General features: G+C 70.0%; 15 protein-coding genes. 10 read left to right on the plus strand and 5 right to left on the minus strand.

Annotated features, from left to right (window positions below):
* Nucleotides 1-241: 241 nt before the first annotated feature.
* The 3 genes from SMIR_RS10475 to SMIR_RS10485 all read left to right on the plus strand — a co-directional run bounded on the left by SMIR_RS10475 (nt 242) and on the right by SMIR_RS10485 (nt 4,845).
* Nucleotides 242-2,284 carry a M4 family metallopeptidase gene (locus SMIR_RS10475; RefSeq protein WP_168495701.1) on the plus strand — a complete coding sequence of 681 codons (2,043 nt, stop codon included), beginning with the start codon at nt 242-244 and terminating at the stop codon, nt 2,282-2,284.
* A 298-nt stretch (nt 2,285-2,582) separates the two neighbouring features.
* Nucleotides 2,583-4,241, plus strand: coding sequence for a M4 family metallopeptidase (locus tag SMIR_RS10480; protein WP_168495699.1), 1,659 nt, complete (start codon nt 2,583-2,585; stop codon nt 4,239-4,241).
* A gap of 88 nt (nt 4,242-4,329) precedes the next feature.
* On the plus strand, nt 4,330-4,845 hold the full coding sequence (locus SMIR_RS10485; protein ID WP_168495697.1) for a DUF1990 domain-containing protein: 516 nt from the start codon (nt 4,330-4,332) through the stop codon (nt 4,843-4,845).
* 31 nt (nt 4,846-4,876) lie between these two features.
* Here the strand turns inward: SMIR_RS10485 and SMIR_RS10490 are convergent, their stop codons facing one another.
* Nucleotides 4,877-7,507, minus strand: coding sequence for a glycosyltransferase family 1 protein (locus SMIR_RS10490; RefSeq protein ID WP_168495695.1), 2,631 nt, complete (start codon nt 7,505-7,507; stop codon nt 4,877-4,879).
* A gap of 535 nt (nt 7,508-8,042) precedes the next feature.
* Here SMIR_RS10490 and SMIR_RS10495 point away from each other — a divergent pair.
* From SMIR_RS10495 to glgB, 5 genes are all read left to right on the plus strand, one after another.
* The gene (locus tag SMIR_RS10495) at nt 8,043-9,245 is read left to right on the plus strand and encodes a S8 family peptidase (RefSeq protein ID WP_168495693.1); all 1,203 of its coding nucleotides are present in this window, start codon (nt 8,043-8,045) and stop codon (nt 9,243-9,245) included.
* Between the two features lie 194 nt (nt 9,246-9,439).
* Nucleotides 9,440-11,566, plus strand: coding sequence for an alpha-1,4-glucan--maltose-1-phosphate maltosyltransferase (locus SMIR_RS10500; protein WP_168495691.1), 2,127 nt, complete (start codon nt 9,440-9,442; stop codon nt 11,564-11,566).
* Nucleotides 11,563-13,281 (plus strand): maltose alpha-D-glucosyltransferase, encoded by a 1,719-nt coding sequence (gene treS, locus SMIR_RS10505; RefSeq protein ID WP_168495689.1) that lies wholly within the window; start codon nt 11,563-11,565, stop codon nt 13,279-13,281. The genes SMIR_RS10500 and treS overlap by 4 nt, the downstream gene beginning before the upstream one ends.
* 120 nt (nt 13,282-13,401) lie before the next feature.
* Entirely contained in the window at nt 13,402-14,832 is a 1,431-nt protein-coding gene (locus SMIR_RS10510) for a maltokinase N-terminal cap-like domain-containing protein (protein WP_168495687.1), read from the plus strand.
* A gap of 36 nt (nt 14,833-14,868) precedes the next feature.
* On the plus strand, nt 14,869-17,337 hold the full coding sequence (gene glgB / locus SMIR_RS10515; protein ID WP_168495685.1) for a 1,4-alpha-glucan branching enzyme: 2,469 nt from the start codon (nt 14,869-14,871) through the stop codon (nt 17,335-17,337).
* 92 nt (nt 17,338-17,429) lie between these two features.
* Here glgB and SMIR_RS10520 read toward each other — a convergent pair whose 3' ends face one another.
* The 4 genes from SMIR_RS10520 to SMIR_RS10535 form a co-directional block, all read right to left on the minus strand.
* Nucleotides 17,430-19,727, minus strand: coding sequence for a HelD family protein (locus tag SMIR_RS10520; RefSeq protein ID WP_422664515.1), 2,298 nt, complete (start codon nt 19,725-19,727; stop codon nt 17,430-17,432).
* A 148-nt stretch (nt 19,728-19,875) separates the two neighbouring features.
* Nucleotides 19,876-20,190, minus strand: coding sequence for a thioredoxin family protein (locus tag SMIR_RS10525; protein WP_095857766.1), 315 nt, complete (start codon nt 20,188-20,190; stop codon nt 19,876-19,878).
* Between the two features lie 14 nt (nt 20,191-20,204).
* A complete protein-coding gene (locus SMIR_RS10530) occupies nt 20,205-20,633 on the minus strand; it encodes a MerR family transcriptional regulator (protein ID WP_168495681.1) in 429 nt (142 codons plus the stop codon).
* Between the two features lie 28 nt (nt 20,634-20,661).
* The gene (locus SMIR_RS10535; RefSeq protein ID WP_211118812.1) at nt 20,662-21,177 is read right to left on the minus strand and encodes an Lrp/AsnC family transcriptional regulator; all 516 of its coding nucleotides are present in this window, start codon (nt 21,175-21,177) and stop codon (nt 20,662-20,664) included.
* 89 nt (nt 21,178-21,266) lie between these two features.
* Here SMIR_RS10535 and SMIR_RS10540 point away from each other — a divergent pair, with 89 nt between their 5' ends.
* Nucleotides 21,267-22,169, plus strand: coding sequence for an NAD-dependent epimerase/dehydratase family protein (locus tag SMIR_RS10540; RefSeq protein WP_168495679.1), 903 nt, complete (start codon nt 21,267-21,269; stop codon nt 22,167-22,169).
* A 1-nt stretch (nt 22,170) separates the two neighbouring features.
* Nucleotides 22,171-23,049, plus strand: a complete 879-nt coding sequence (locus SMIR_RS10545; RefSeq protein WP_168495677.1) for an aldo/keto reductase — start codon at nt 22,171-22,173, stop codon at nt 23,047-23,049.
* Nucleotides 23,050-23,053 lie beyond the last annotated feature (4 nt).

Below are 23,053 nucleotides of genomic sequence, written 5' to 3' on the forward strand. Positions count from 1 at the left end.
AACGGACGAATTCCGGCCAAGTTCCTGACGCGGTCCTGACAGAAAGCGAAATCTCCTGCCACTCTTCCCACGGCAACTTCACAGCAATCCCACAGCACCATCGCCGTGTCGTGGTCGTAGACCCCATGCAACTGGTTCCGCGTTCCGCCCTGTTCTGCCCTGTTCTGCCCGGACGGGTACCCACCCCGACCGGATCCCCACTGGCCGCGCGACCCGTGGCCACGCAGAAGGAGTCAGTGTGTTGAGCAGCAGTTCCTCCCACAGACGCACCTCCCACACCACTCAGCGCCGTGTCGCGGCCGTCGCCCTCGTCGGCGTCTCCGCCCTGCTGGCCGCGGCCGTCCAGTCGGGCGCCGCGAGCGCGGCCCCCCAGAAATCCTCCCTCGGCAAGATCAACCGTGGTTCTCTCGCCGTCCAGCTCACGCCTTCGCAGCGCGCGGAGCTGATACGCGACGCGGACGCCGCCAAGGCGGCCACCGCCAAGGACCTCGGCCTCGGAGCCAACGAGAAGCTCGTCGCCCGCGACGTCATCAAGGACGCGGACGGCACGGTCCACACCCGCTACGAGCGGACCTACGCGGGACTCCCGGTCCTCGGCGGCGACCTCGTGGTCGACACCACCAAGGCCGGGAAGACCGAGCGGGTCATCAAGGCCACGCGGGCCACCCTCAAGGTCGCCTCGCTCACGCCCGCCATCGCCGCCTCGAAGGCGGAGAAGCAGGCCCTCTCCGTCGCCAAGGCCGACGGTTCGAAGAAGACCGACGCCGACCGGGCGCCCCGCAAGGTGATCTGGGCGGCGGACGGCAGACCGACCCTCGCGTACGAGACGGTCGTCGGCGGCTTCCAGGACGACGGCACCCCGAACCAGCTGCACGTCATCACCGACGCGGCCACCGGCAAGAAGCTCTACGAGTACCAGGGCATCGAGACCGGTATCGGCAACACCCAGTACAGCGGCCAGGTGACGCTGACGACCACGCAGTCGGGCTCCAACTACACGCTCACCGACGGCGCGCGCGGCGGCCACAAGACGTACAACCTCAACCGCGGTACGTCCGGCACCGGCACCCTGTTCTCCCAGACCAGCGACACCTGGGGCAACGGCACCACGTCGAACGCGGCGACCGCGGGCGCCGACGCGCACTACGGCGCCGCCGAGACCTGGGACTTCTACAAGAACACCTTCGGCCGCAGCGGCATCAAGAACAACGGCGTGGGTGCGTACTCCCGGGTCCACTACGGCAACGCGTACGTCAACGCGTTCTGGGACGACAGCTGCTTCTGCATGACGTACGGCGACGGGGCCGGCAACGCGGACCCGCTGACCGCGCTGGACGTGGCCGGGCACGAGATGAGCCACGGCGTCACCTCCAACACCGCGGGTCTCAACTACACCGGTGAGTCCGGCGGCCTGAACGAGGCGACCTCGGACATCTTCGGCACCGGCGTCGAGTTCTACGCCAACAACGCCTCCGACCCCGGTGACTACCTCATCGGCGAGAAGATCGACATCAACGGCGACGGCACCCCGCTGCGCTACATGGACAAGCCCAGCAAGGACGGCGGCTCGGCGGACAACTGGTCCTCCAGCGTGGGCGGTCTCGACGTCCACTACTCGTCCGGTGTCGCCAACCACTTCTTCTACCTGCTGAGCGAGGGCAGCGGCGCCAAGGTCATCAACGGCGTCAGCTACAACTCGCCGACCGCCGACGGCCTTCCGGTCACCGGCATCGGCCGGGACAAGGCCCTGCAGATCTGGTACCGGGCGCTCACCACCAAGTTCACCTCGACCACCAACTACGCGGCGGCCCGCACCGGCACGCTCGCGGCGACGGGCGAGCTGTACGGCACGACGAGCGCCGAGTACACGGCGGTGCAGAACGCCTGGGCGGCCGTGAAGGTCGGCTCGCGTCCGGGCGGTGGCGGCGGCACCGGTACGTCGTTCGAGAACACCGGCGACGTATCGATTCCGGACAACGGGCCGGCCGTGACGTCGTCGATCGCGGTCACCGGCCGTACCGGCAACGCCCCGTCGAACCTTCTGGTCGACGTGAACATCGTGCACACCTGGCGCGGCGACCTGGTCGTGGATCTGCTGGCCCCGGACGGCACGGTGTACCCCCTGAAGGCCTTCAGCTCCTCCGACTCGGCGGACAACGTCCAGGAGACCTACACGGTCAACGCGTCCTCCGAAGTCGCCAACGGCACTTGGAAGTTGAGGGTCCAGGACAAGGCCGCGCAGGACACCGGCTACATCGACAGCTGGAAGCTGACGTTCCCGTAGACCGCACCTGAACACACGGCATCGAGAGGGCGCCGCCCCGGGGTTCGACTCCCCGGGGCGGCGCCCTCTTTGCCGCGCCATGACCCTGCTTTTGTTGCCGCTTGACCAAGATCGAGATCCGCGCAACGAACAGCGATCTTCATCCAACGGACGCTTTCCGGCCAAGATTTCATCGCCCTCCTGACATGTACGCGTCCCGGATGTCACTCTTCCACCGCACGGCTCACCCGCACCGCAACTTCGCACCTTCCGTACGGCCACCCCACGCCGTCCGGTCGCCCCCACAAGAGGAGATTGCGTGACCCCCCTCTACGCGCGTCACAAGCGCACCACTCTGGCCATCGCTACCGCTGTCGCTGCCGGAGCCCTGCTCACCACCGGTCTGACCACCGGTGCCTCCGCCCAGACCGAGTCGGCCGCCGCCAAGGCGAAGCTCCCCGGCGCCACGGTCCAGCTCTCCGCCACCGCGCGCACGAGCCTGATCCAGAAGGCCGACGCGGCCGCGCCCGAGACCGCCCAGCAGATAGGCCTCGGCGCCAAGGAGAAGCTCGTCGTCAGAGACGTCCTCAAGGACGCGGACGGCACGGTGCACACCCGCTACGAGCGCACGTACAACGGCCTTCCCGTCCTGGGCGGCGACCTGGTCGTCCACGAGTCCAAGGCCGGCAAGACCGAGGGCGTCACCAAGGCCGTGAAGACGGCCATCAAGGTCGCCTCGCTGAAGCCGCAGGTCACCAGCGCGAAGGCCGAGAAGCAGGCCCTCACCGCCGCGAAGGCCGCCGGCTCGGAGAAGACCACGGCCGACCGCGCCCCCCGCAAGGTGATCTGGGCCGCCACCGGCAAGCCCACCCTCGCCTACGAGACGGTCATCGGCGGTCTCCAGGACGACGGCACCCCGAACGAGCTGCACGTCATCACCGACGCGGCCACCGGCAAGAAGCTCTACGAGTACCAGGGCATCGAGACCGGCACCGGCAAGACCCTCTACTCGGGCACGGTCAGCCTCAACACGACCCTGTCGGGCTCGACGTACCAGCTGACCGACGGCACCCGCGGCGGCCACAAGACGTACAACAAGTCGCACACCACCACCTCCTCCGCGGGCACCCTGTTCACCGACGCGGACGACACCTGGGGCACCGGCGCGGCCTCCAGCTCCACCACCGACCAGACCGCGGCCGCCGACGCCGCGTACGGCGCGCAGGAGACGTGGGACTTCTACAAGAACACCTTCGGCCGCAGCGGCATCAAGAACAACGGCGTCGGCGCGTACTCCCGCGTCCACTACGGCAACGCGTACGTCAACGCGTTCTGGGACGACAGCTGCTTCTGCATGACGTACGGCGACGGCTCCGGGAACACCCACCCGCTGACCTCGCTGGACGTGGCCGGCCACGAGATGAGCCACGGCGTCACCGCCAACACGGCCGGTCTCAACTACTCGGGCGAGTCCGGCGGTCTGAACGAGGCGACCTCCGACATCTTCGGCACGGGCGTCGAGTTCTACGCGGGGAACTCCTCCGACGTGGGTGACTACCTCATCGGCGAGAAGATCAACATCAACGGCGACGGCACCCCGCTGCGCTACATGGACAAGCCCAGCAAGGACGGCGGCTCCGCCGACTACTGGTCCTCCAGCGTCGGCAACCTGGACGTGCACTACTCGTCCGGTGTCGCCAACCACTTCTTCTACCTGCTGAGCGAGGGCAGCGGCGCCAAGACCATCAACGGCGTCAGCTACAACTCGCCCACGTACAACGGCACGGCCGTCACCGGCATCGGCCGGGACAAGGCCCTGCAGATCTGGTACAAGGCGCTGACGACGTACTTCACGTCGACGACGAACTACAAGTCGGCCCGCACGGGGACGCTCTCCGCGGCGTCCGCCCTGTATGGCTCGACCAGCGCCGAGTACAAGGCGGTGGCCGCGGCCTGGACCGCGGTCAACGTGAGCTAGTGCCCACGGGGTCCTCGAGACTCCCTTAGGCACCTTGGGCGGTACCCGGAGAGAAGGCACCTCCGGGTACCGCCCTACGCTGTTCCCCATGGTCTCCCCGGACAACCCCTTCACATACGAGGACGTGGGCGCGACGCGCGACGGCCGCTGCCCGCCGGGGTTCCACCCCCTGCACCTGCGCACCCGCGTCGGCGAGGGCGAGGCCGCCTTCCGCGCCGCGTGCCAAGCGGTGATGACCTGGGAGATGCACCGCCTGATGGGCGTGGGCATCACCGCCACCGCCGAGAAGGCGGCCCCCGGAGTCGACGTCACCGTCGGACTCGGCCCCCTCAAGGCTCCCTGTCGTGTGGTCTGGACGGTCGAGGAGTACCGCCGGGCCGGCTGGGCCTACGGCACGCTGCCCGGCCACCCCGAGCGCGGCGAGGAGGCCTTCGTGGTCGACCGCACGGGCGACGGCACGGTCTGGCTGACCGTGACCGCCTTCAGCCGTGCGGCCAAGTGGTACACCCGTGCCGGCGGACCGGCGACCCGGGGGCTCCAGCACGCCTACGCGCGGCGCTGTGGGGCGGTACTGCGCCGGCTGTGCGCGGGGTTCGAGCCGTAGGTCGGCTGCCTGCCGCCCGCTTTCGGCTCGCTCAGCGCATCAAGACCCCGGCCTCCTCCCCCACCTCCTCCGAAGGCATCGTCACCAGGCCCAGCTCGGCGCCGGACGCGAGCAGCCGGTGCGTGGGGAGAATACGGACCGTGTAGCCGAACGGGCCGGTGCGGTCGAGGGAGAGGGGGCCCTCGTACACCCAGCGCCCTTCCAGGTCCGGACCGCCCGCCGGTTTCAGCGGGACGCAGCTCGCGTCCGCGATGCGGTCCTGCGAGTCGACGCGGCCCGAGACCGCCTGAACCTCGACGTCGTCCGGGGCGAGGTCGGCCAGCGCCACCCGCACGCGCAGGGAGAGGGCGGTGCCCAGTTCGGCGGTCGTGGTGGCGGCGGAGGCCTCCAGATGGTCCACCGTGACCCGGGGCCAGGCCGCCCGGACGCGGGACTTCCAGGCAGCCAGTTCGCGGGCCGCCTCCGGGGCCAGGGCGCGGTGGGCGCGGGCCGCGGGGGCGTACAGGCGCTCCACGTACTCGCGCACCATCCGGCCCGCCAGGACCTTCGGGCCGAGATGGGTCAGAGTCTGGCGCACCATCTCGATCCACCGGTCGGGCAGACCGTACTGACCCCGCTCGTAGAAGCGGGGCGCCACGCGCTGTTCCAGCAGCTCGTAGAGGGCCGCCGCCTCCAGCTCGTCGCGGCGGTCGTCGTCCGTCGCCGTACCGTCCGCCGTCGGAATCGCCCAGCCGAAGTCCGGCTGGAACCACTCGTCCCACCAGCCGTCCAGGACGGAGAGGTTCAGACAGCCGTTGAGCGCCGCCTTCATCCCGGACGTGCCGCAGGCCTCCAGCGGGCGGAGCGGGTTGTTCAGCCAGATGTCGCAGCCCGGGTACAGCTTCTGCGCCATCGCCATCCCGTAGTCCGGGAGGAAGACGATCCGGTGGCGTACGCGCGGGTCGTCCGCGAACCGGACAAGTTCCTGGACGAGTCGCTTGCCGCCGTCGTCGGCGGGGTGCGCCTTGCCCGCGACCACGATCTGGATCGGGCGCTCGGCGTGCAGGAGGAGGTCCATCAGACGGTCGCGGTCGCGCAGCATCAGGGTCAGGCGCTTGTAGGAAGGGACGCGGCGCGCGAAGCCGATCGTGAGCACGTCCGGGTCCAGCACTCCGTCGATCCAGCCGAGTTCGGCCGTTCCGGCGCCGCGCTGGCGCCAGGAGGCGTGCAGGCGTTCCCGTACCTCGATCACCAGCTGCTCGCGCAGTACCCGGCGCAGGTCCCAGATCTCCTGGTCGGCGATGTCCGCCACCGCGTCCCAGCGGTCCGAGCCGCCGACCGTCATCGCGTCCTCGGTGCGCTGGGCGCCGATCTGGCGGGCGCCGAGCCGGAAGACCTCCGGTGCCACCCAGGTGGGTGCGTGCACGCCGTTGGTGACCGAGGTGATCGGGACCTCGTCCGGGTCGAAACCCGGCCACAGCCCGGAGAACATCTCGCGGCTGACGTGACCGTGGAGCAGCGACACCCCATTGGCCCGCTGGCCGAGCCTGAGCCCCATCACGGCCATGTTGAAGAGGTTCGGCTCACCGCCCGGGTAGGTCTCCATGCCGAGGCCGAGGATCCGCTCGACGTCGATACGGGGGAGTTCGGCGTCCGGGCCGAAGTGGTGGGCGACCAGTTCACGGTCGAAGCGGTCGATGCCTGCGGGGACGGGGGTGTGGGTGGTGAAGACGGTACCGGCGCGGACGGATTCGAGGGCGGCCTCGAAGTCCAGCCCGTCGTGCCCTTCGCCGAGCTCGGCGATGCGTTCCAGTCCGAGGAAGCCCGCGTGGCCCTCGTTGGTGTGGAACACCTCGGGCTGGGCATGGCCGGTCAGTCGGCAGTACGTCCTTACGGCGCGCACCCCGCCGATGCCGAGCAGCATCTCCTGCAGCAGCCGGTGCTCGCTGCCGCCGCCGTACAGCCGGTCCGTCACGCCGCGTTCGCCGAGGTCGTTCTCCTCGACGTCGGAGTCGAGCATGAGGAGGGGAACGCGGCCGACCTGCGCCAGCCAGATGCGGGCGCGCAGGGCGCGGCTGCCGGGGAGAGCGAGGGTGACCTGGGCCGGGGTGCCGTCGGATTCACGCAGGGGTACGAGCGGGAGTTCGTTGGGGTCGAGGACGGGATAGTGCTCCTGCTGCCAGCCGTCTCGGGAGAGGGACTGGCGGAAGTAGCCGTGCCGGTAGAGGAGTCCTACGCCGATGAGGGGTACGCCGAGGTCGCTGGCGGCCTTGAGGTGGTCGCCGGCGAGGATGCCAAGGCCGCCGGAGTACTGGGGCAGGGCCGCGGTGATGCCGAACTCGGGTGAGAAGTAGGCGATGGCGGCGGGGAGGTCGGGAATCTGGGTCTGGGTCTGATACCAGCGTTCGCCGGTCACGTAGTCGCGCAGGTCGTCGGCGACGGCGGCGAGGCGGCGCAGGAAGCGGCGGTCCTCGGCGAGTTCCGCGAGGCGGCGGGGAGGGACGCTGCCGAGCAGGCGTACGGGGTCGCCGTCGGAGGCGGTCCAGCGTTCGGGGTCGACGGACTGGAAGAGGTCGCGGGTCTCGGCGTGCCAGGACCAGCGCAGGTTGCGGGCGAGGTCACTGAGCGGGTGAAGGGCGTCGGGCAGTACGGGGCGAACGGTGAATCTGCGGATTGCCTTCACGAGTTCCACCTTCACAAAAGACGTATGCGGCGGGAGGTACGTCACTCACGACGGTAGCGGCGAGGGTGTTTCCACAACACGGCGCATCGATGAACTCCGGCGTCGTGGGTGGGTCGGGGTACGCCGACCGCGAGTGATGGGGACACCCCACAGGCAGGGCGGGGCACAGCCCTCGCCTCAGGGGCGCGGAGAACTGCGCGACGAGCCCCCACCGGCCGTCAGTCGAACAAAACGCCCAGTCGGGGAGCGCGGGGCGCAGCCCCCGCCTCAGGGGCGCGGGGAACTGCGCGAACGGCCCCCACCGGCCCGCAGCCGACGAACTCACCCCACCGGCCCCACCGGCGGAGCCCTCGGCTGGTAATCGACGCAACCATTCCGCGCAACCCCCGGAGGGTATGGCCGATTCCGCACGCATGGGCGGCCTTGTGGTGCTTCACACCACACGAGAGGCTGCCAAGTGGCGTACGGGCGACCCCGGTCGCACACCGGTCGGTCCCGGTCGGCGTACGCCGACTTGAGGAGGGGAACTCACGTCATGGCACAGACGAGACAGCGGCGTCTGCGCTGGGCAGGATGCCTCACCGCGGTCACGACGACCGCGGTGCTTTCGGCCATCACCCTGCCCGCGCACGCCGCCCCGGAGGGGCGGATACTCGGCGCCGGCGAACCCGGTTCCGTCAGCGGTAGTTACATCGTGACGCTCAAGGGGGGTACGAAGGCTCCGTCGTCGGTGGGTAAGGGCATCGCCGAGAAGTACGGGGCGCGAATCAGCCACACGTACGGCACGGCGCTCAACGGATACGCGGTCCAGGTCAGCGAAAGGCAGGCTCGGCGGCTCGCGGGGGACTCCCGTGTGGCCTCCGTCGTCCAGGACACCCGAGTGACACTCGACCACTTCGAGAAGAACCCGCCGTCCTGGGGGCTGGACCGGATCGACCAGCCCGCTCTGCCGCTCGACAAGGGCTACACGTGGCCGGAGTCGGCGGGCGCGGGCGTGACGGCGTACGTCATCGACACGGGGATCCGGATCACGCACAAGGACTTCGGGGGGCGGGCCAGTTACGGCTGGGACTTCGTGGACAACGACAAGGCGGCGGGGGACGGAAACGGGCACGGGACCCATGTCGCCGGGACCATCGCGGGAACCACCTATGGTGTGGCGAAGAAGGCCAAGGTCGTGTCCGTGCGGGTGCTCGACAACGCCGGGTCCGGCACCACCGCGCAGGTCATCGCCGGTATCGACTGGGTGACCCGGCACGCGCACAAGCCGGCGGTCGCCAATCTGAGCCTGGGCGGCCACGCGAACGCCCAGCTGGACGTCGCCGTACGCAACTCCATCGCCTCGGGAGTGACGTACTCGGTCGCGGCGGGCAACGACGCGCTGCCCGCCGGGCTGTACTCCCCCGCCCGGGTCAAGGAGGCGCTGACGGTCGGAGCGAGTGACAGGACCGACGCCCGGGCGAGCTTCTCCAACTTCGGCGCGGCGCTCGACCTGTTCGCGCCCGGCGTGGCGATCACGTCGGCGTCGTACGCGAGCGACACCGGGAAGGCGACCTTCTCCGGTACGTCGATGGCGAGCCCGCATGTCGCGGGCGCGGCGGCGCTCTATCTCGCCGGCCACCCGAAGGCGACCCCGGCCCAAGTGGGCAAAGCGTTGGTTCAGCGGGCGGTGTACGGGAAGGTCGGCGGTGCGGGGCTCGGTTCGCCGAACAGGCTTCTGCAGGTCGGCTCTTCGTAAAGAACCGCCGGAACAGGTACCGGCCTCGCCCGTCGGACGAGGCCGGTCTTGTGTGTAGACATACGCGTAAGTAGTTAGCAACCTGCCGGATTGCTCACCCGAATAGGGTGGGAAGGCTCCCCCGGTACACCCCGCAGGCCCCACCTCCCCACACCGTCATCCGCCCACCCACGTTGACGCGGACAGGAGCGGTCATGCCCGCCACGCACCACACGTCGCCACCCCCGACGACCACCTCCGACACACCCCCCATACGCAAGGTCGACGCCGTCCCCCGCGCCCCGGAGCAACCCTCCGACCAGGTCGGCGAAGGCGGCGGGAGCGTCGGACGTATTCCCGTCGTCGACGTTCGGCCCCTCGTCCTGCAAGGCCGCCGCCCGGCCAAGGCGGTCGTCGGCGAGGCCTTCGAAGTCTCGGCCACCGTCTTCCGTGAAGGCCACGACGCCGTCGCCGCGAACGTCGTCCTGCGCGATCCGGAGGGCCGCACCGGCCCCTGGACCCCGATGCGCGAACTCGCCCCCGGCACCGACCGCTGGGGCGCCACCGTCTCCGCCGGGACGACCGGCCACTGGACGTACACCGTGGAGGCCTGGAGCGATCCGGTCTGCACCTGGCGCCATCACGCGGGGATCAAGATCCCGGCGGGCATCGACACGGAACTGGTCCTGGAGGAGGGCGCCCGGCTGTACGAGCGCGCTGCCGCCGGAGTGCCGAAGAGCAAGGGCAGAAGGGATGTCGTCCTCACCGCGGCGGACGCGCTGCGGGATGTGGACCGTCCCGCGGCGGCCCGGCTCGCCGCCGCCCGCACCCCTGAAGTGGACAGGGTCCTCGCTCGTCATCCGCTGCGTGAGCTGGTCAGCAGTTCGGAGCCGTTGCCCCTGCTGGTGGAGCGCGAGCGGGCGCTGTACGGCTCCTGGTACGAGTTCTTCCCGCGTTCGGAGAGCGGACATCTCGATCCGCCGGTGCACGGCACCTTCCGCAGCGCCGCCGAGCGGTTGCCCGCCATCGCGCGGATGGGCTTCGACGTGGTGTATCTGCCGCCGATCCATCCCATCGGGGCCACTTATCGCAAGGGGCCCAACAACACGCTCTCGGCTGGGGCCTACGACGTCGGTGTGCCGTGGGCGATCGGATCCCCGGAGGGCGGGCACGACGCCGTTCATCCGGACCTCGGCACGATCGACGACTTCGACGCCTTCGTGAGGCGGGCGGAGCGGGAGGGGCTGGAGATCGCGCTCGACTTCGCGCTGCAGTGCTCGCCGGACCACCCGTGGGTGCAGAAGCATCCCGAGTGGTTCCACCACCGGGCGGACGGGTCGATCGCGTACGCGGAGAATCCGCCGAAGAAGTACCAGGACATCTACCCGATCGCCTTCGACCGGGACATGCCGGGGCTGGTCCAGGAGACGTTGCGGGTGCTGCGGCACTGGATGAGCCACGGCGTGCGGATCTTCCGCGTCGACAACCCGCACACCAAGCCGGTCGTCTTCTGGGAGCGGGTCATCGCGGACGTCAACCGCACCGACCCGGACGTGATCTTCCTGGCCGAGGCGTTCACCCGGCCCGCGATGATGCGCACGCTGGGGGCGATCGGCTTCCAGCAGTCGTACACCTATTTCACCTGGCGCAACACGAAGGAGGAGCTCACCGACTACCTCAGTGAGCTGTCGGGGGAGGCGGCCGCCTACATGCGGCCCAATTTCTTCGTGAACACCCCGGACATCCTGCACGAGTTCCTTCAGCACGGCGGCCGGCCGGCCTTCGAACTGCGTGCGGTGCTCGCCGCGACGCTGTCTCCGACCTGGGGCGTCTACAGCGGATTCGAGCTCTGTGAGAACACCCCGATGCGTGCGGGCAGCGAAGAGTACCTGAACTCCGAGAAGTACCAACTGCGTCCGCGGGATTGGGAGTCGGCGGAGCGGGAGGGTCGTAGCATCGCGCCGTTGCTGGGTGCGCTCAACACCATCAGGCGGCGCAGTCCGGCGTTGCGCCAGTTGCGCGGCCTCCACTTCCACCACACGGACAAGGACACGGTGATCGCCTACTCGAAGTCGGTCACGGACGGGAGCGGATCGAACACGGTTGTGGTGGTGGTCAACCTCGACCCCCACCACACCCAGGAGGCGACGGTCTCGTTGGACATGCCGCAACTCGGCCTGGACTGGCACGAGTCCGTGCCGGTGCGCGACGAGCTCACCGGCGAGACCTACAACTGGGGCAGGGCCAACTATGTGCGTCTTGAGCCAGGGCATAGCCCCGCGCACATCCTCACCGTCCTGCGACCGTCCTCACCGCAGATCGGAGGGTCACCCACCACATGATCGTCAACGAGCCCGTCCCGGACACTTTCGAGGACACCCCGGCCAGGGACCGCGACCCCGACTGGTTCAAACGCGCCGTCTTCTACGAAGTCCTGGTCCGCTCCTTCCAGGACAGCAACGGCGACGGCGTCGGCGACCTCAAGGGCCTCACCGCGAAACTCGACTACCTGCAATGGCTGGGCATCGACTGCCTGTGGCTGCCGCCGTTCTTCAAGTCCCCCCTCAGGGACGGCGGCTACGACGTCTCCGACTACACGGCCGTCCTGCCCGAGTTCGGTGACCTCGCCGACTTCGTCGAGTTCGTCGACGCCGCCCACCAGCGCGGCATGCGCGTCATCATCGACTTCGTCATGAACCACACCAGCGACCAGCACCCGTGGTTCCAGGAGTCCCGCTCGAACCCCGACGGACCCTACGGCGACTACTACGTCTGGGCCGACGACGACAAACAGTACGAGGACGCCCGGATCATCTTCGTCGACACCGAGGCCTCCAACTGGACCTTCGACCCGGTCCGCAAGCAGTACTTCTGGCACCGCTTCTTCTCCCACCAGCCCGACCTCAACTACGAGAACCCGGCCGTCCAGGAAGAGATCATCTCCGCGCTGCGGTTCTGGCTGGACCTGGGCATCGACGGGTTCCGGCTGGACGCGGTGCCGTACCTGTACCAGGTCGAGGGAACGAACTGCGAAAACCTTCCGGCAACGCACGAGTTCCTGAAGCGGGTCCGCAAGGAGATCGACACGCACTACCCGGACACGGTGCTGCTGGCGGAGGCGAACCAGTGGCCCGAGGACGTCGTCGACTACTTCGGCGACTTCCCCTCGGGCGGCGACGAGTGCCACATGGCGTTCCACTTCCCCGTCATGCCCCGGATCTTCATGGCGGTGCGCAGGGAGTCCCGGTACCCGGTGTCGGAAATCCTGTCGAAGACCCCGGCGATCCCGTCCGGCTGCCAGTGGGGCATCTTCCTGCGCAACCACGACGAGCTGACCCTCGAAATGGTCACCGACGAGGAACGCGACTACATGTACGCGGAATACGCCAAGGACCCGCGCATGCGCGCCAATATCGGGATCCGGCGGCGGCTCGCGCCCCTGCTCGACAACGACCGCAACCAGATCGAGTTGTTCACCGCCCTGCTGCTGTCCCTGCCCGGCTCGCCGATCCTCTACTACGGCGACGAGATCGGCATGGGCGACAACATCTGGCTCGGCGACCGGGACGCGGTACGCACCCCGATGCAGTGGACGCCCGACCGCAACGCGGGCTTCTCCTCGTCGGATCCCGGCCGGCTGTTCCTGCCCACGATCATGGACCCGGTCTACGGCTACCAGGTGACCAACGTCGAGGCCTCGATGTCCTCGCCCTCGTCCCTGCTGCACTGGACCCGCCGCATGATCGAGATCCGCAAACAGAACAAGGCCTTCGGCCTCGGCTCCTACACGGAACTCCAGTCCTCCAACCCGGCGGTCATCGCGTTCCTGCGCGAGGCTCCCTCCACCGAGGACACGGAGGACGACCTCGTCCTGTGCGTGCACAACTTCTCCCGCTTCGCCCAGCCCACCGAACTGGACCTGCGGGCCTTCAGCGGCCGCCACCCGGTCGAGCTCATCGGCGGGGTGCGATTCCCGGCCATCGGAGAGCTGCCGTACTTGCTCACCCTCGCGGGCCACGGCTTCTACTGGTTCCGGCTCCGCAAGGACGCCGTCTGATCCAAGGACAGACTCCAGAACCCGGGCGGCGGGGCGGTTTCCTCCGTCCCGCCCTGGGCACGCATCAGTAACACCCCGACTCGCCCGGTCTCCGGGCCCCTGGGGAAAGGACGCGACGTCATGTCGGAAGCCGCAATCCACTCTGCCACGGCCCCCGTCGCACGCCCCGAGTTGCTCGCGTCGCTCGATCCGCTGCTGAGGGAATGGCTGCCACGGCAGCGCTGGTTCGCGGGCAAGGGGCGTCCGGTGACCGGGTTCTCCCTGGTGACGGCCAACGAACTGCTGCCCTCGGCGGGTCAGCTGGGCCTGCTCCACCTGCTGGTCCGGGCGCACCAGCCGCTCACCCCCGCCCAGGGAGCCGGCACCCAGCCCGGCGACTGCTACCAACTGCTCATCGGCGTACGCGAGGCACTCCCGCCGCACCTCGCGCCCGCCCTGATCGGACACGTGGAGGAGGGACCGCTGGCGGGACACACGGTCTACGAGGCACTGCACGACCCGCGCCCCGCCGACGTACTCCTGGAGGCCCTGCGCACCCAGGCCCGCGTCGGCGAGCTGCGCTTCGAGCGGGATCGACGCCAGGAGATACGGGGCGATCTGATACCGCGCCTGATCACCGCGGAACAGTCCAACTCGTCCCTGGTCTTCGGAGATACGTTCATCCTGAAGCTGTTGCGCCGCGTGGTTCCGGGGGTGAACCCCGATCTGGAGCTGCCGCTGATGCTGTCCCGGGAGGGCTGCCCGCGGGTGCCGGCGCCGGCGGCGTGGATGGTCGCCGACCTGGACGAGGAGACGTACGTCCTGGGAGTGCTGCAACCCTATGTCCAGGGCGCGGTGGACGGCTGGGAGCTGGCGCTGAGCGAACTGGCCAAAGGCGGCGACCTCGGCGGCGAGGGCTTCGCAGAGGAGGCGCGGGCGCTGGGCCGGGCCACCGCCGAGGTGCACACGGCCCTCGCCCGGGCGCTGCCCACGGTCACGCTGGGGCACGTGCAGATGGAACTGCTCGTCGACGGCATGACCGAGCGGCTGGCCGCGGCAGTGCAGGCGGTGCCCGCGCTGCGGCCGTACGCCGCCGGTCTGCGCGCCGCCTTCGAGGCGCTGGCCGACCTGGCCGCCGAGCGGCAGACCTGGACCGCTCAGCGCATACACGGGGATCTGCACCTCGGCCAGTGCCTGCGCGCGCCCTCCGGGGAGTGGTCGCTCATAGACTTCGAGGGCGAGCCCTCGAAACCGCTCGCCGAGCGCCGCATGCCCCAGCCGCCCCTGCGGGACATAGCGGGGATGCTCCGTTCCTTCGACTACGCGGCCCACGCCGTCCCCGGGGCCCTTTGCTCCGGGGACGGCGTGGGTGACTGGGCCGACACCTGCCGGGCCGCGTACTGCGCCGGATACGCGGAGGTCGCCGGCCGCGACCCGCGCGCCGATCCCGTACTCCTGCGCGCCTACGAGACGGACAAGGCGATCTACGAAGTCCTGTACGAGGCCCGGCACCGGCCCGACTGGCTACCGGTGCCGATGGCGGCGATACGCCGACTCGCCGCATCCCCCTGACCTTCCCCACCTCACCCCGCCGAGGAGGCCCTGCCCGTGACACCCCGCCCCCCGTCCGACGACAGTCCGAAGAAGAACGGTGCCAAGAAGCCGGCTGCCGCCAAGAAGGCGGCGGTGAAGAAAGCGGCGGTCAAGAAGGCCGCTGCTCAGAAGCCTGCCGGGAGCAAGGCCACGAAGGATGCGAAGGTCCCGACGGTCTCCAAGGTCTCTGGGAAGGGGGCCGGGGCGAGGGTTCCCGAACCGCGCGCCGCCGAACCGAAGGGTGCCGAGCCCGTCGTCGGGGTTTGCGAGCCCGCCGTCGTCGACAGCGCTCCCGTCTTCGCCGGGGTCGAGCCCGGTGACCGCGAGCGGCTGCTCTCCGGCACGCACCACGATCCGCACGGGGTGCTCGGCGCCCATCCGGTGCCCGGCGGTGTGGCCTTCCTGGCCTTCCGTCCGTACGCGCTCGGGGTGACCGTCGTGACGGACGACCTGCGGGCCGAGCTGCACGACGACGGGGACGGGTTCTTCTCGGCGCTGGTGCCGCTGCGCGCGGTCCCGGAGGCGTACCGGCTGCTCGTCGCGTACGAGGGGACGGTTCAGGACACCGAGGACGCGTACCGTTTCCTGCCCGCGCTCGGGGAGTTCGATCTCCATCTGCTCGGCGAGGGACGCCACGAGGAGCTGTGGCGCGCCCTGGGTGCGGAGCCGATGGTGCACCAAGGGGTGACCGGCACCCGTTTCACGGTCTGGGCGCCGAACGCGCGCGGTGTCCGCCTCGCCGGCACCTTCAACTTCTGGGACGGCACCGGGTTTCCGATGCGGTCGCTCGGCTCCTCCGGGGTGTGGGAGCTGTTCGTGCCGGCGATCGGCGAGGGCGAGCTCTACAAGTTCGAGATCACCCGCCCGGACGGCTCCCGCACCCTGCGCGCCGACCCGATGGCCCGGCGGACCGAGGTCCCGCCGCGCACGTCGTCGATCGTGCACGCCTCGCACCACGTGTGGACGGACGAGGAGTGGATGGCGGCGCGGGGGGCCCGTCCGGTGCACGAGGCACCGTTGTCGGTGTACGAGGTCCACCTGCCGTCCTGGCGACCGGGCCTGACCTACCGCCAACTGGCCGAGCAACTGCCCGCCTACGTCCGCGACCTGGGCTTCACCCATGTCGAACTGATGCCGGTCGCCGAGCACCCCTTCGGCGGCTCCTGGGGCTACCAGGTCACCGGCTTCTACGCCCCCACCGCACGGCTGGGCACCCCCGACGACTTCAAACACCTCGTCGACGCCCTGCACCGCGCCGGGATCGGCGTCCTCATGGACTGGGTACCCGCCCACTTCCCGCGCGACGCATGGGCCCTCGCCGAGTTCGACGGACGCCCCCTCTACGAACACGCGGACCCGCAGCGGGCCGCCCACCCCGACTGGGGCACCCTCGAATTCGACTACGGCCGCCACGAGGTACGCAACTTCCTCGTCGCCAACGCCGTGTACTGGTGCGAGGAGTTCCACATCGACGGACTGCGCGTCGACGCCGTCGCCTCGATGCTCTACCTCGACTACTCGCGCGAGCCGGGACAGTGGACCCCGAACGAACACGGCGGCCGGGAGAACCTCGACGCCGTCGCCTTCCTCCAGGAGATGAACGCCACCGTCTACCGGCGCGCACCCGGCGTCATGACGATCGCCGAGGAGTCCACGGCCTGGGACGGCGTCACGCGGGCCACCCATCACACCGGGCCCGGCGGGTTCGGGGGGCTGGGGTTCGGGCTGAAGTGGAACATGGGGTGGATGCACGACTCGCTGAGCTACGTGCAGCACGAGCCGGTCCATCGCAAGTACCACCACAACGAGATGACGTTCTCGATGGTGTACGCCTACAGCGAGAACTACGTCCTGCCCATCTCCCACGACGAGGTCGTCCACGGCAAACGCTCACTCGTGTCGAAAATGCCCGGCGACTGGTGGCAACAACGCGCCACCACCCGCGCCTACCTCGGCTTCATGTGGGCCCACCCCGGCAAACAACTCCTCTTCATGGGCCAGGAATTCGCCCAGGGCGCCGAATGGTCCGAAACCCACGGCCCCGACTGGTGGCTCCTGGACCCCGCCTACCCCGCCGAACCCGACCACCGCGGCGTACGCGACCTCGTCCGCGACCTCAACACCGTCTACCGGGGCGAACCCGCCCTCTGGCAACGCGACACCGACCCCGCCGGCTTCACCTGGATCGCCGGCGACGCCGCCGACGACAACGTCCTCGCCTTCCTCCGCCACGACGCCGACGGCACCCCCCTGCTCGCCGTCTCCCACTTCTCCCCCGTCGTCCGCCACGACTACCGCCTCGGCATCCCCGAAGACATCCCCGCCTGGCACGAAGTCCTCAACACCGACGCCGCCCGCTACGGCGGCAGCGACGTCCACAACCCCCACCCCGTCAAACCCGAACCCCACCCCGCCCACGCCCACCCCACCAGCCTTCGCCTGACCCTGCCTCCCCTGGCCACGATCTGGCTCCGCCCCGCCTGACGCCTCCGGTGACCACGGCGTCGACGGTCGCGCGTCGATGATGCCCGCGCGGGGCGGGGCGAGGAAGGTGAGCGCCTCGCCCCGCCCGGTGGTCAGACCGTCGCCGCCCGCAGCGCCTCGGGCAGCTCGCCCTCGTACACGATCCCGAGCGCCTGCGTCGCCCGCGTCAGCGCCACGTACAGGTCGCTCGTGCCGTACCGCGCCGGTTCGACCACGAGGACGGAGTCGAATTCCAGCCCCTTGGCCTGGCGGGGGTCGAGGAGGACGACCGTCCGGGTCAGGTCGGGCTCCTCCCCGGCCGTCACGTCCTCCAGCCGGGCCGCGAGCGAGGTGTGCAGTTCGCGGGGCGCGATCACGGCGAGCCGTCCCTCGGCGGGGGTCAGTTCGGCGACGGCCTTCGCGACGGTGCCGGGCAGGTCGTCCCCGGCGGCGCGCGCCCACGGCCGTACACCTGTCGAACGCACCGAACGCGGCGGCTCGAAGTCCGGGTGCTGCGCACGCAGTACGCCTGCCGCCACGTCCATGATCTCGGACGGGGTGCGGTAGTTGACGGCGAGGCGCTTGTGCTCCCAGCGGTCCTCGACGTAGGGGGTGAGGATCTCCGACCAGGATCCCACTCCGGCCGCCTCCGCGGTCTGCGCGGGGTCGCCGACCAGGGTCATCGAGCGGGTCGGGATGCGCCGCATCAGCAGGCGCCAGGCCATCGGCGAGAGCTCCTGCGCCTCGTCGACGATGATGTGGCCGAACGCCCAGGTCCGGTCGGCCGCCGCGCGTTCGGCGGCGCTGCGGTGGTCCTCCTCCTCGTGCCGCTCGGCCATCCGCTCGGCGTCGATGATGTTGTGCGCGGACAGGACCTCGGAGTCCTCCTCGTCCTTGTCCTCGAACTCGTAGGTACGGGAGGCGTAGGACACGTCCAGCACGCCCTGCGCGTACGCCACCTGGGCGCGGCGTTCCTGGTCGGCGAGGGCGCGGGCCACGCGGTCGTCCTCGCCGAGCAGTTCGGCGGCCTCGTCGAGGAGGGGGACGTCGGCGGTGGTCCAGGCCCCGTCGACCGGGCGGCGGATCGCGTCCGCGTCCTCGTCCGGGACGTATCCCTCGGGGTCCGCGAGGAAGTCGGCGACCAGACTCTGCGGGGTCAGCCTTGGCCACAGCTGGTCGATGGCCGACCAGACCTCGGGGTTCTCGGCGAGGTCGTCGCGGATCTGGGTGATGTCGCTCGGGTCGAGCAGGTTCGAACCGTCGAAGGGGTCGGTGCCGATGCGCTCGGCCAGCATGTCGGTGAGCGTGTTGAGGATGTGGCCCTCGAAGTACTCGCGGGCCACGTTGTGCGGCAGCTTCGCCTCACGGGTGCGCTCGCGGGCGACCTGGACCAGCCCGGCGTCGAGCATCAGGATGTCCCGGTCGTGCTCGATCGCGATGACCGGGTCGGGCAGCACCTGGCGGCCCTGGACCACGGCGGCGAGCACCTCGGCCATGTCGGCGCGGCCCTTCACCGCGGCGGCCCGCGGGGTGTCGCCGGCGGTCGCCCTGACGCCGGGGAACAGTTCGCCGACGGTCGCGAGGAGCACGCCCGTCTCGCCGAGCGAGGGCAGTACCTCGCCGATGTAACCGAGGAAGGCGGGGTTCGGGCCGACGATCAGGACGGCGCGCTTCGCCAGCAGTTCCCGGTACTCGTACAACAGGTACGCGGCCCTGTGCAGCGCCACGGCCGTCTTTCCGGTGCCGGGGCCGCCTTCGACGACCAGCACGCCCTTGTGCGGGGCGCGGATGATCCGGTCCTGTTCGGCCTGGATGGTCTGCACGATGTCGCTCATGCGGCCGGTGCGTGCCGAGTTCAGCGCGGACAGCAGTACGGCGTCGCCGGTCGGGTCCTCGTGGCCGGTGCGCTCGTGGTCGCCGAGGTCGAGGATCTCGTCGTGCAGGTCGGTCACCCGGCGGCCGTCGGTGGTGATGTGCCGGCGGCGGCGCAGGTCCATCGGCGTGTGGCCGGTGGCGAGGTAGAAGGGGCGGGCGACCGGGGCCCGCCAGTCGATGAGGATGGGGGTGTGCTCGGTGTCGTCGGCGCGGATGCCGATACGGCCGATGTGGTGGGTGACGCCGGAGGTGAGGTCGATCCGGCCGAAGCAGAGCGATCCGTCCACGGCGTTCAGCGCGGCGAGCAGGCCCGAGCGCTCGGCGACGAGCACGTCCCTTTCGAGCCTGGCTTGCATGGGTGTGTTGCCCTGCGCGAGCGCGTCGCCGACGGAGGCCTCGGTGTCGCCCCGCAGCGCGTCCACGCGTGCGTACAACCCGTCGATGAATTCCTGCTCGTGCAGCAATTCATCGTCGGGAAATCCTGTGGTGCTCTCTGCGTTTGCGCCCCTGTTTGACAATTCCGCTCCCGGCCGGATATACTGTGCCCAGTGAACTTCTCCGCGACTCAATTCTTCTGAAGTCGCGAATCATTCAATATACGCAAAGAAATCCCCCGGGCGCAATTGCCCGGGGGATTTCTTGTGGTTCCGCTGTATATCGGCTAGGTCCGAGCCCGCCGGACAGTCAGAGCACGTCGGACAGCTCCTCCAGCAGCCGGCGCTTCGGCCGGGCGCCCACCATCGACTTCACCGGCTCACCACCGCGGAACACCATGAACGTGGGCATCGACAGCACCCGGTAGGCGTTCGTCGTCAGCGGGTTGGTGTCCACGTCCAACTGGACCACCTTGAGCCGCTCGCCCTCCTCGGCCGCCAGGGCGCTCAGCACCGGCCCCATCTGCCGGCACGGCGGGCACCAGTCGGCCGTGAACTCCACCAGCACCGGGAGCTCGGCGCCGATCACCTCCGTCTCGAAGTCCGCGTCCGTCACCGAAGCCACGCCTGCCACCTTGATCACCGTGTCCGCCCTTCCAGTTCGCATACGGGTTCCGGGCCGCCCGGAACCTCCGCCTCGGCCGCCAGCTCGTCACGCGCCCGCTCGGCCCGCGCCAGCTGCGCGCCGACCTCGGCCCGTACGGCCTGCAACTCGTCGATCAGCGAGTCCAGCTCGCCCAGCTTGCGCCGGTAGATCGCGAGCGAGGCCGGACAGGAGTCGCCCTGCGGGTGTCCCGCCCGCAGACACTCCACGAAGGGCCGGGTCTCCTCCAGGTCGAACCCGAAGTCCTGCAGTGTCCTGATCTGCCGCAGCAGCCGCAGGTCGTGCTCGTCGTACGTCCGGTACCCGTTCTCGCCCCGCCGCGCGGGCAGCAGCCCCCGCGACTCGTAGTACCGAAGAGTCCGCGTGGTGGTCCCGGCCCGCGCCGCCAGCTCGCCGATTCGCATGCCCCGACGATATTCCTTGACGCCGACGTCAAGGCAAGGGCAGCAATGGCTTTCGCTCCACCGGTGAGGACAGGACGATCGAGGTCGTCGTGCGCCCCAGCGCGGAGGTCTGTTCCAGGACGTCCTCCAGGTGGATCGTGTCCGCGACGGCGACCTTGAGGATCCAGCAGTCCTCGCCGACGACGTGGTGGACCTCGATGATCTCCGGGCGGGAGATCAGCTCCAGGGTCCTGGGGTGGCGCAGGGTGTAGCCGCCGTGCGGGTTGACGCGGACGAAGGCCTGGATGCCGTAGCCGAGGAGGGGCGGTGAGACATGGGCGCCGTAGCCGGTGACGGCTCCCGTGGACTCCAGCCGTCGCACGCGTTCGGCGACGGCCGCCGGGCTCAGCCGGACGCGCCGGCCCAGCTCGCTGAGCTTGATCCGGCCGTCGCTCTGCAGCAGTTCCAGGATCTGCCGGTCCAGCGCGTCGAAGGCCACCGACGTTTCGTTGGCGCCCGCACGCGGCTGCCGTGGTTCCTTCGGTACAGCGGCCGGATCTCCCATGTCTCCCCCTTCAGACGTGACGCGTACGCCGGGAGAATTATGGCCACAGAAGCCCAGCGGGCGTGGGAAGTACGAGGGGGAGGAACGCCGTGCGCGAGATAGGTGTCATTGGCGGAAACCGCTATTTCGGAAAGCGGCTGATTGCCCGGCTGCTGGCCGCCGGAGACCACGTCACCGTCATCAATCGAGGTTCCTCCGCACCGCCCGCCGGGGCGGTGCATCTCGTCGCGGACCGCAATGACGGACATTCCCTGGAGAAGGCGCTGGGGTCACGCACCTTCGATGTCGTGGTCGACCAGGTCTGCTACACACCGCGGCAGGCGGAGATCGCGCGCCGGGTCTTCGCGGGACGCACTCGGCGGTACGTCATGACCTCCACCGTCGAGGTGTACGAGTACGAGGACTCGGCGGATCTCGTACGGGAGGACGCCGTGGACCCCCGTGCCGTGCCCGTCGACCTCGGACTCCCCTGGGACGAACCGGAGTTCCTCGACAGCCACTACGGGGAGGGCAAGCGTCAGGCCGAGGCGGTGTTCGCGGCCGGCCCCGCGTTCCCGTACACGGCCGTCCGGGTGGCCCACGTCCTGGGCGGGGACGACGACTTCACCGGCCGCCTCCAGCACTACGCGGAGCGCGTCCGCACGGGCGAGCCGATCGCCGTACCGCCCGTGAACCACCCGGCGACGTACATCCACGTCGAGGAGATCGCCGACTTCCTGTTCTGGGCGGCGGGCGAGGACTTCACGGGCCCGGTCAACGCGGCCTCCCACGGGCCGCTGACCACGCAGGAGCTGTGCGAGGCGATCGCCGCGCACCTCCCGGACGGCAAGACCCTCCTGCGTCCCGTCGAGGTGGGCGAGGTCTCCCCCTTCTCCTTCAGCCGTTCCTACGGCATGGACAACTCCCGGGCCGGCCGGCTCGGGTTCGCCTTCGGCGACGCGCGGGCGTGGCTGCCGCAGGCTGTGGCGGAGACGCTGGGAAGGGACGCCTGACATGCGGTACCGCACGCTTGGCGGCCTGCGCGTGAGCGCCGTGGGGCTCGGCGCGATGCCCCTGTCCATCGAGAACCGGCCGGACGAGGCGCGGGCCCTGGCCACGGTGCACGCCGCCCTCGACGCGGGCGTCACCCTCCTGGACACCGCGGACTCCTACCACTTGCCCGGGGACGAGCCCGGCCACAACGAGCGGCTCGTGGCCCGCGCCCTGGCGTCGTACGGCGGCGACACGGCGGACGTCCTGGTGGCCACGAAGGGCGGGCGCGGGCGACCGGCCGACGGCAGCTGGACGGTGAACGGCTCCCCGCGCCACCTCAAGGCGGCGGCCGAGGCCTCCCTGAAGCGGCTCGGCGTGGCGGCGATCGGCCTCTACCAGCTCCACAAGCCCGACCCCGCCGTCCCCTTCGAGGACTCGGTCGGCGCCCTGCGCGAACTCCTCGACGAGGGCAAGGTCCGGCTGGTCGGCCTCTCCAACACGGACACCGACCAGATCTGCCGGGCCCGCGCGATCCTCGGCGACCGGCTGGTCTCCGTCCAGAACCAGTACTCCCCCGCGGTACGCGACAGCGACCCCGAGCTCCGCCTCTGCGCCGAGCTGGGCCTCGCCTTCATGCCGTGGAGCCCCCTGGGCGGCATCTCCCGCAGCTCCCTGGACGGCTCCTCGGAACTGGCACCCGAGGGCTTCGACGCCTTCCACGAAGTGGCCCGCGAGCGCGGTGTCAGCCCCCAACGGATCTGCCTGGCCTGGCTGCTGTCGCTCTCCCCCACCGTGCTCCCGATCCCGGGCTCCGGCCGCCCGGAGACGATCCGCGACTCGGCGGCCGCGGCGGACCTGGTGCTGAGCGCGGTGGAGCTGGCACGGCTGGGCCACTACTAGGACC

Origin of the sequence: Streptomyces mirabilis, from assembly GCF_018310535.1 — a bacterium.
GTDB lineage: Bacteria > Actinomycetota > Actinomycetes > Streptomycetales > Streptomycetaceae > Streptomyces.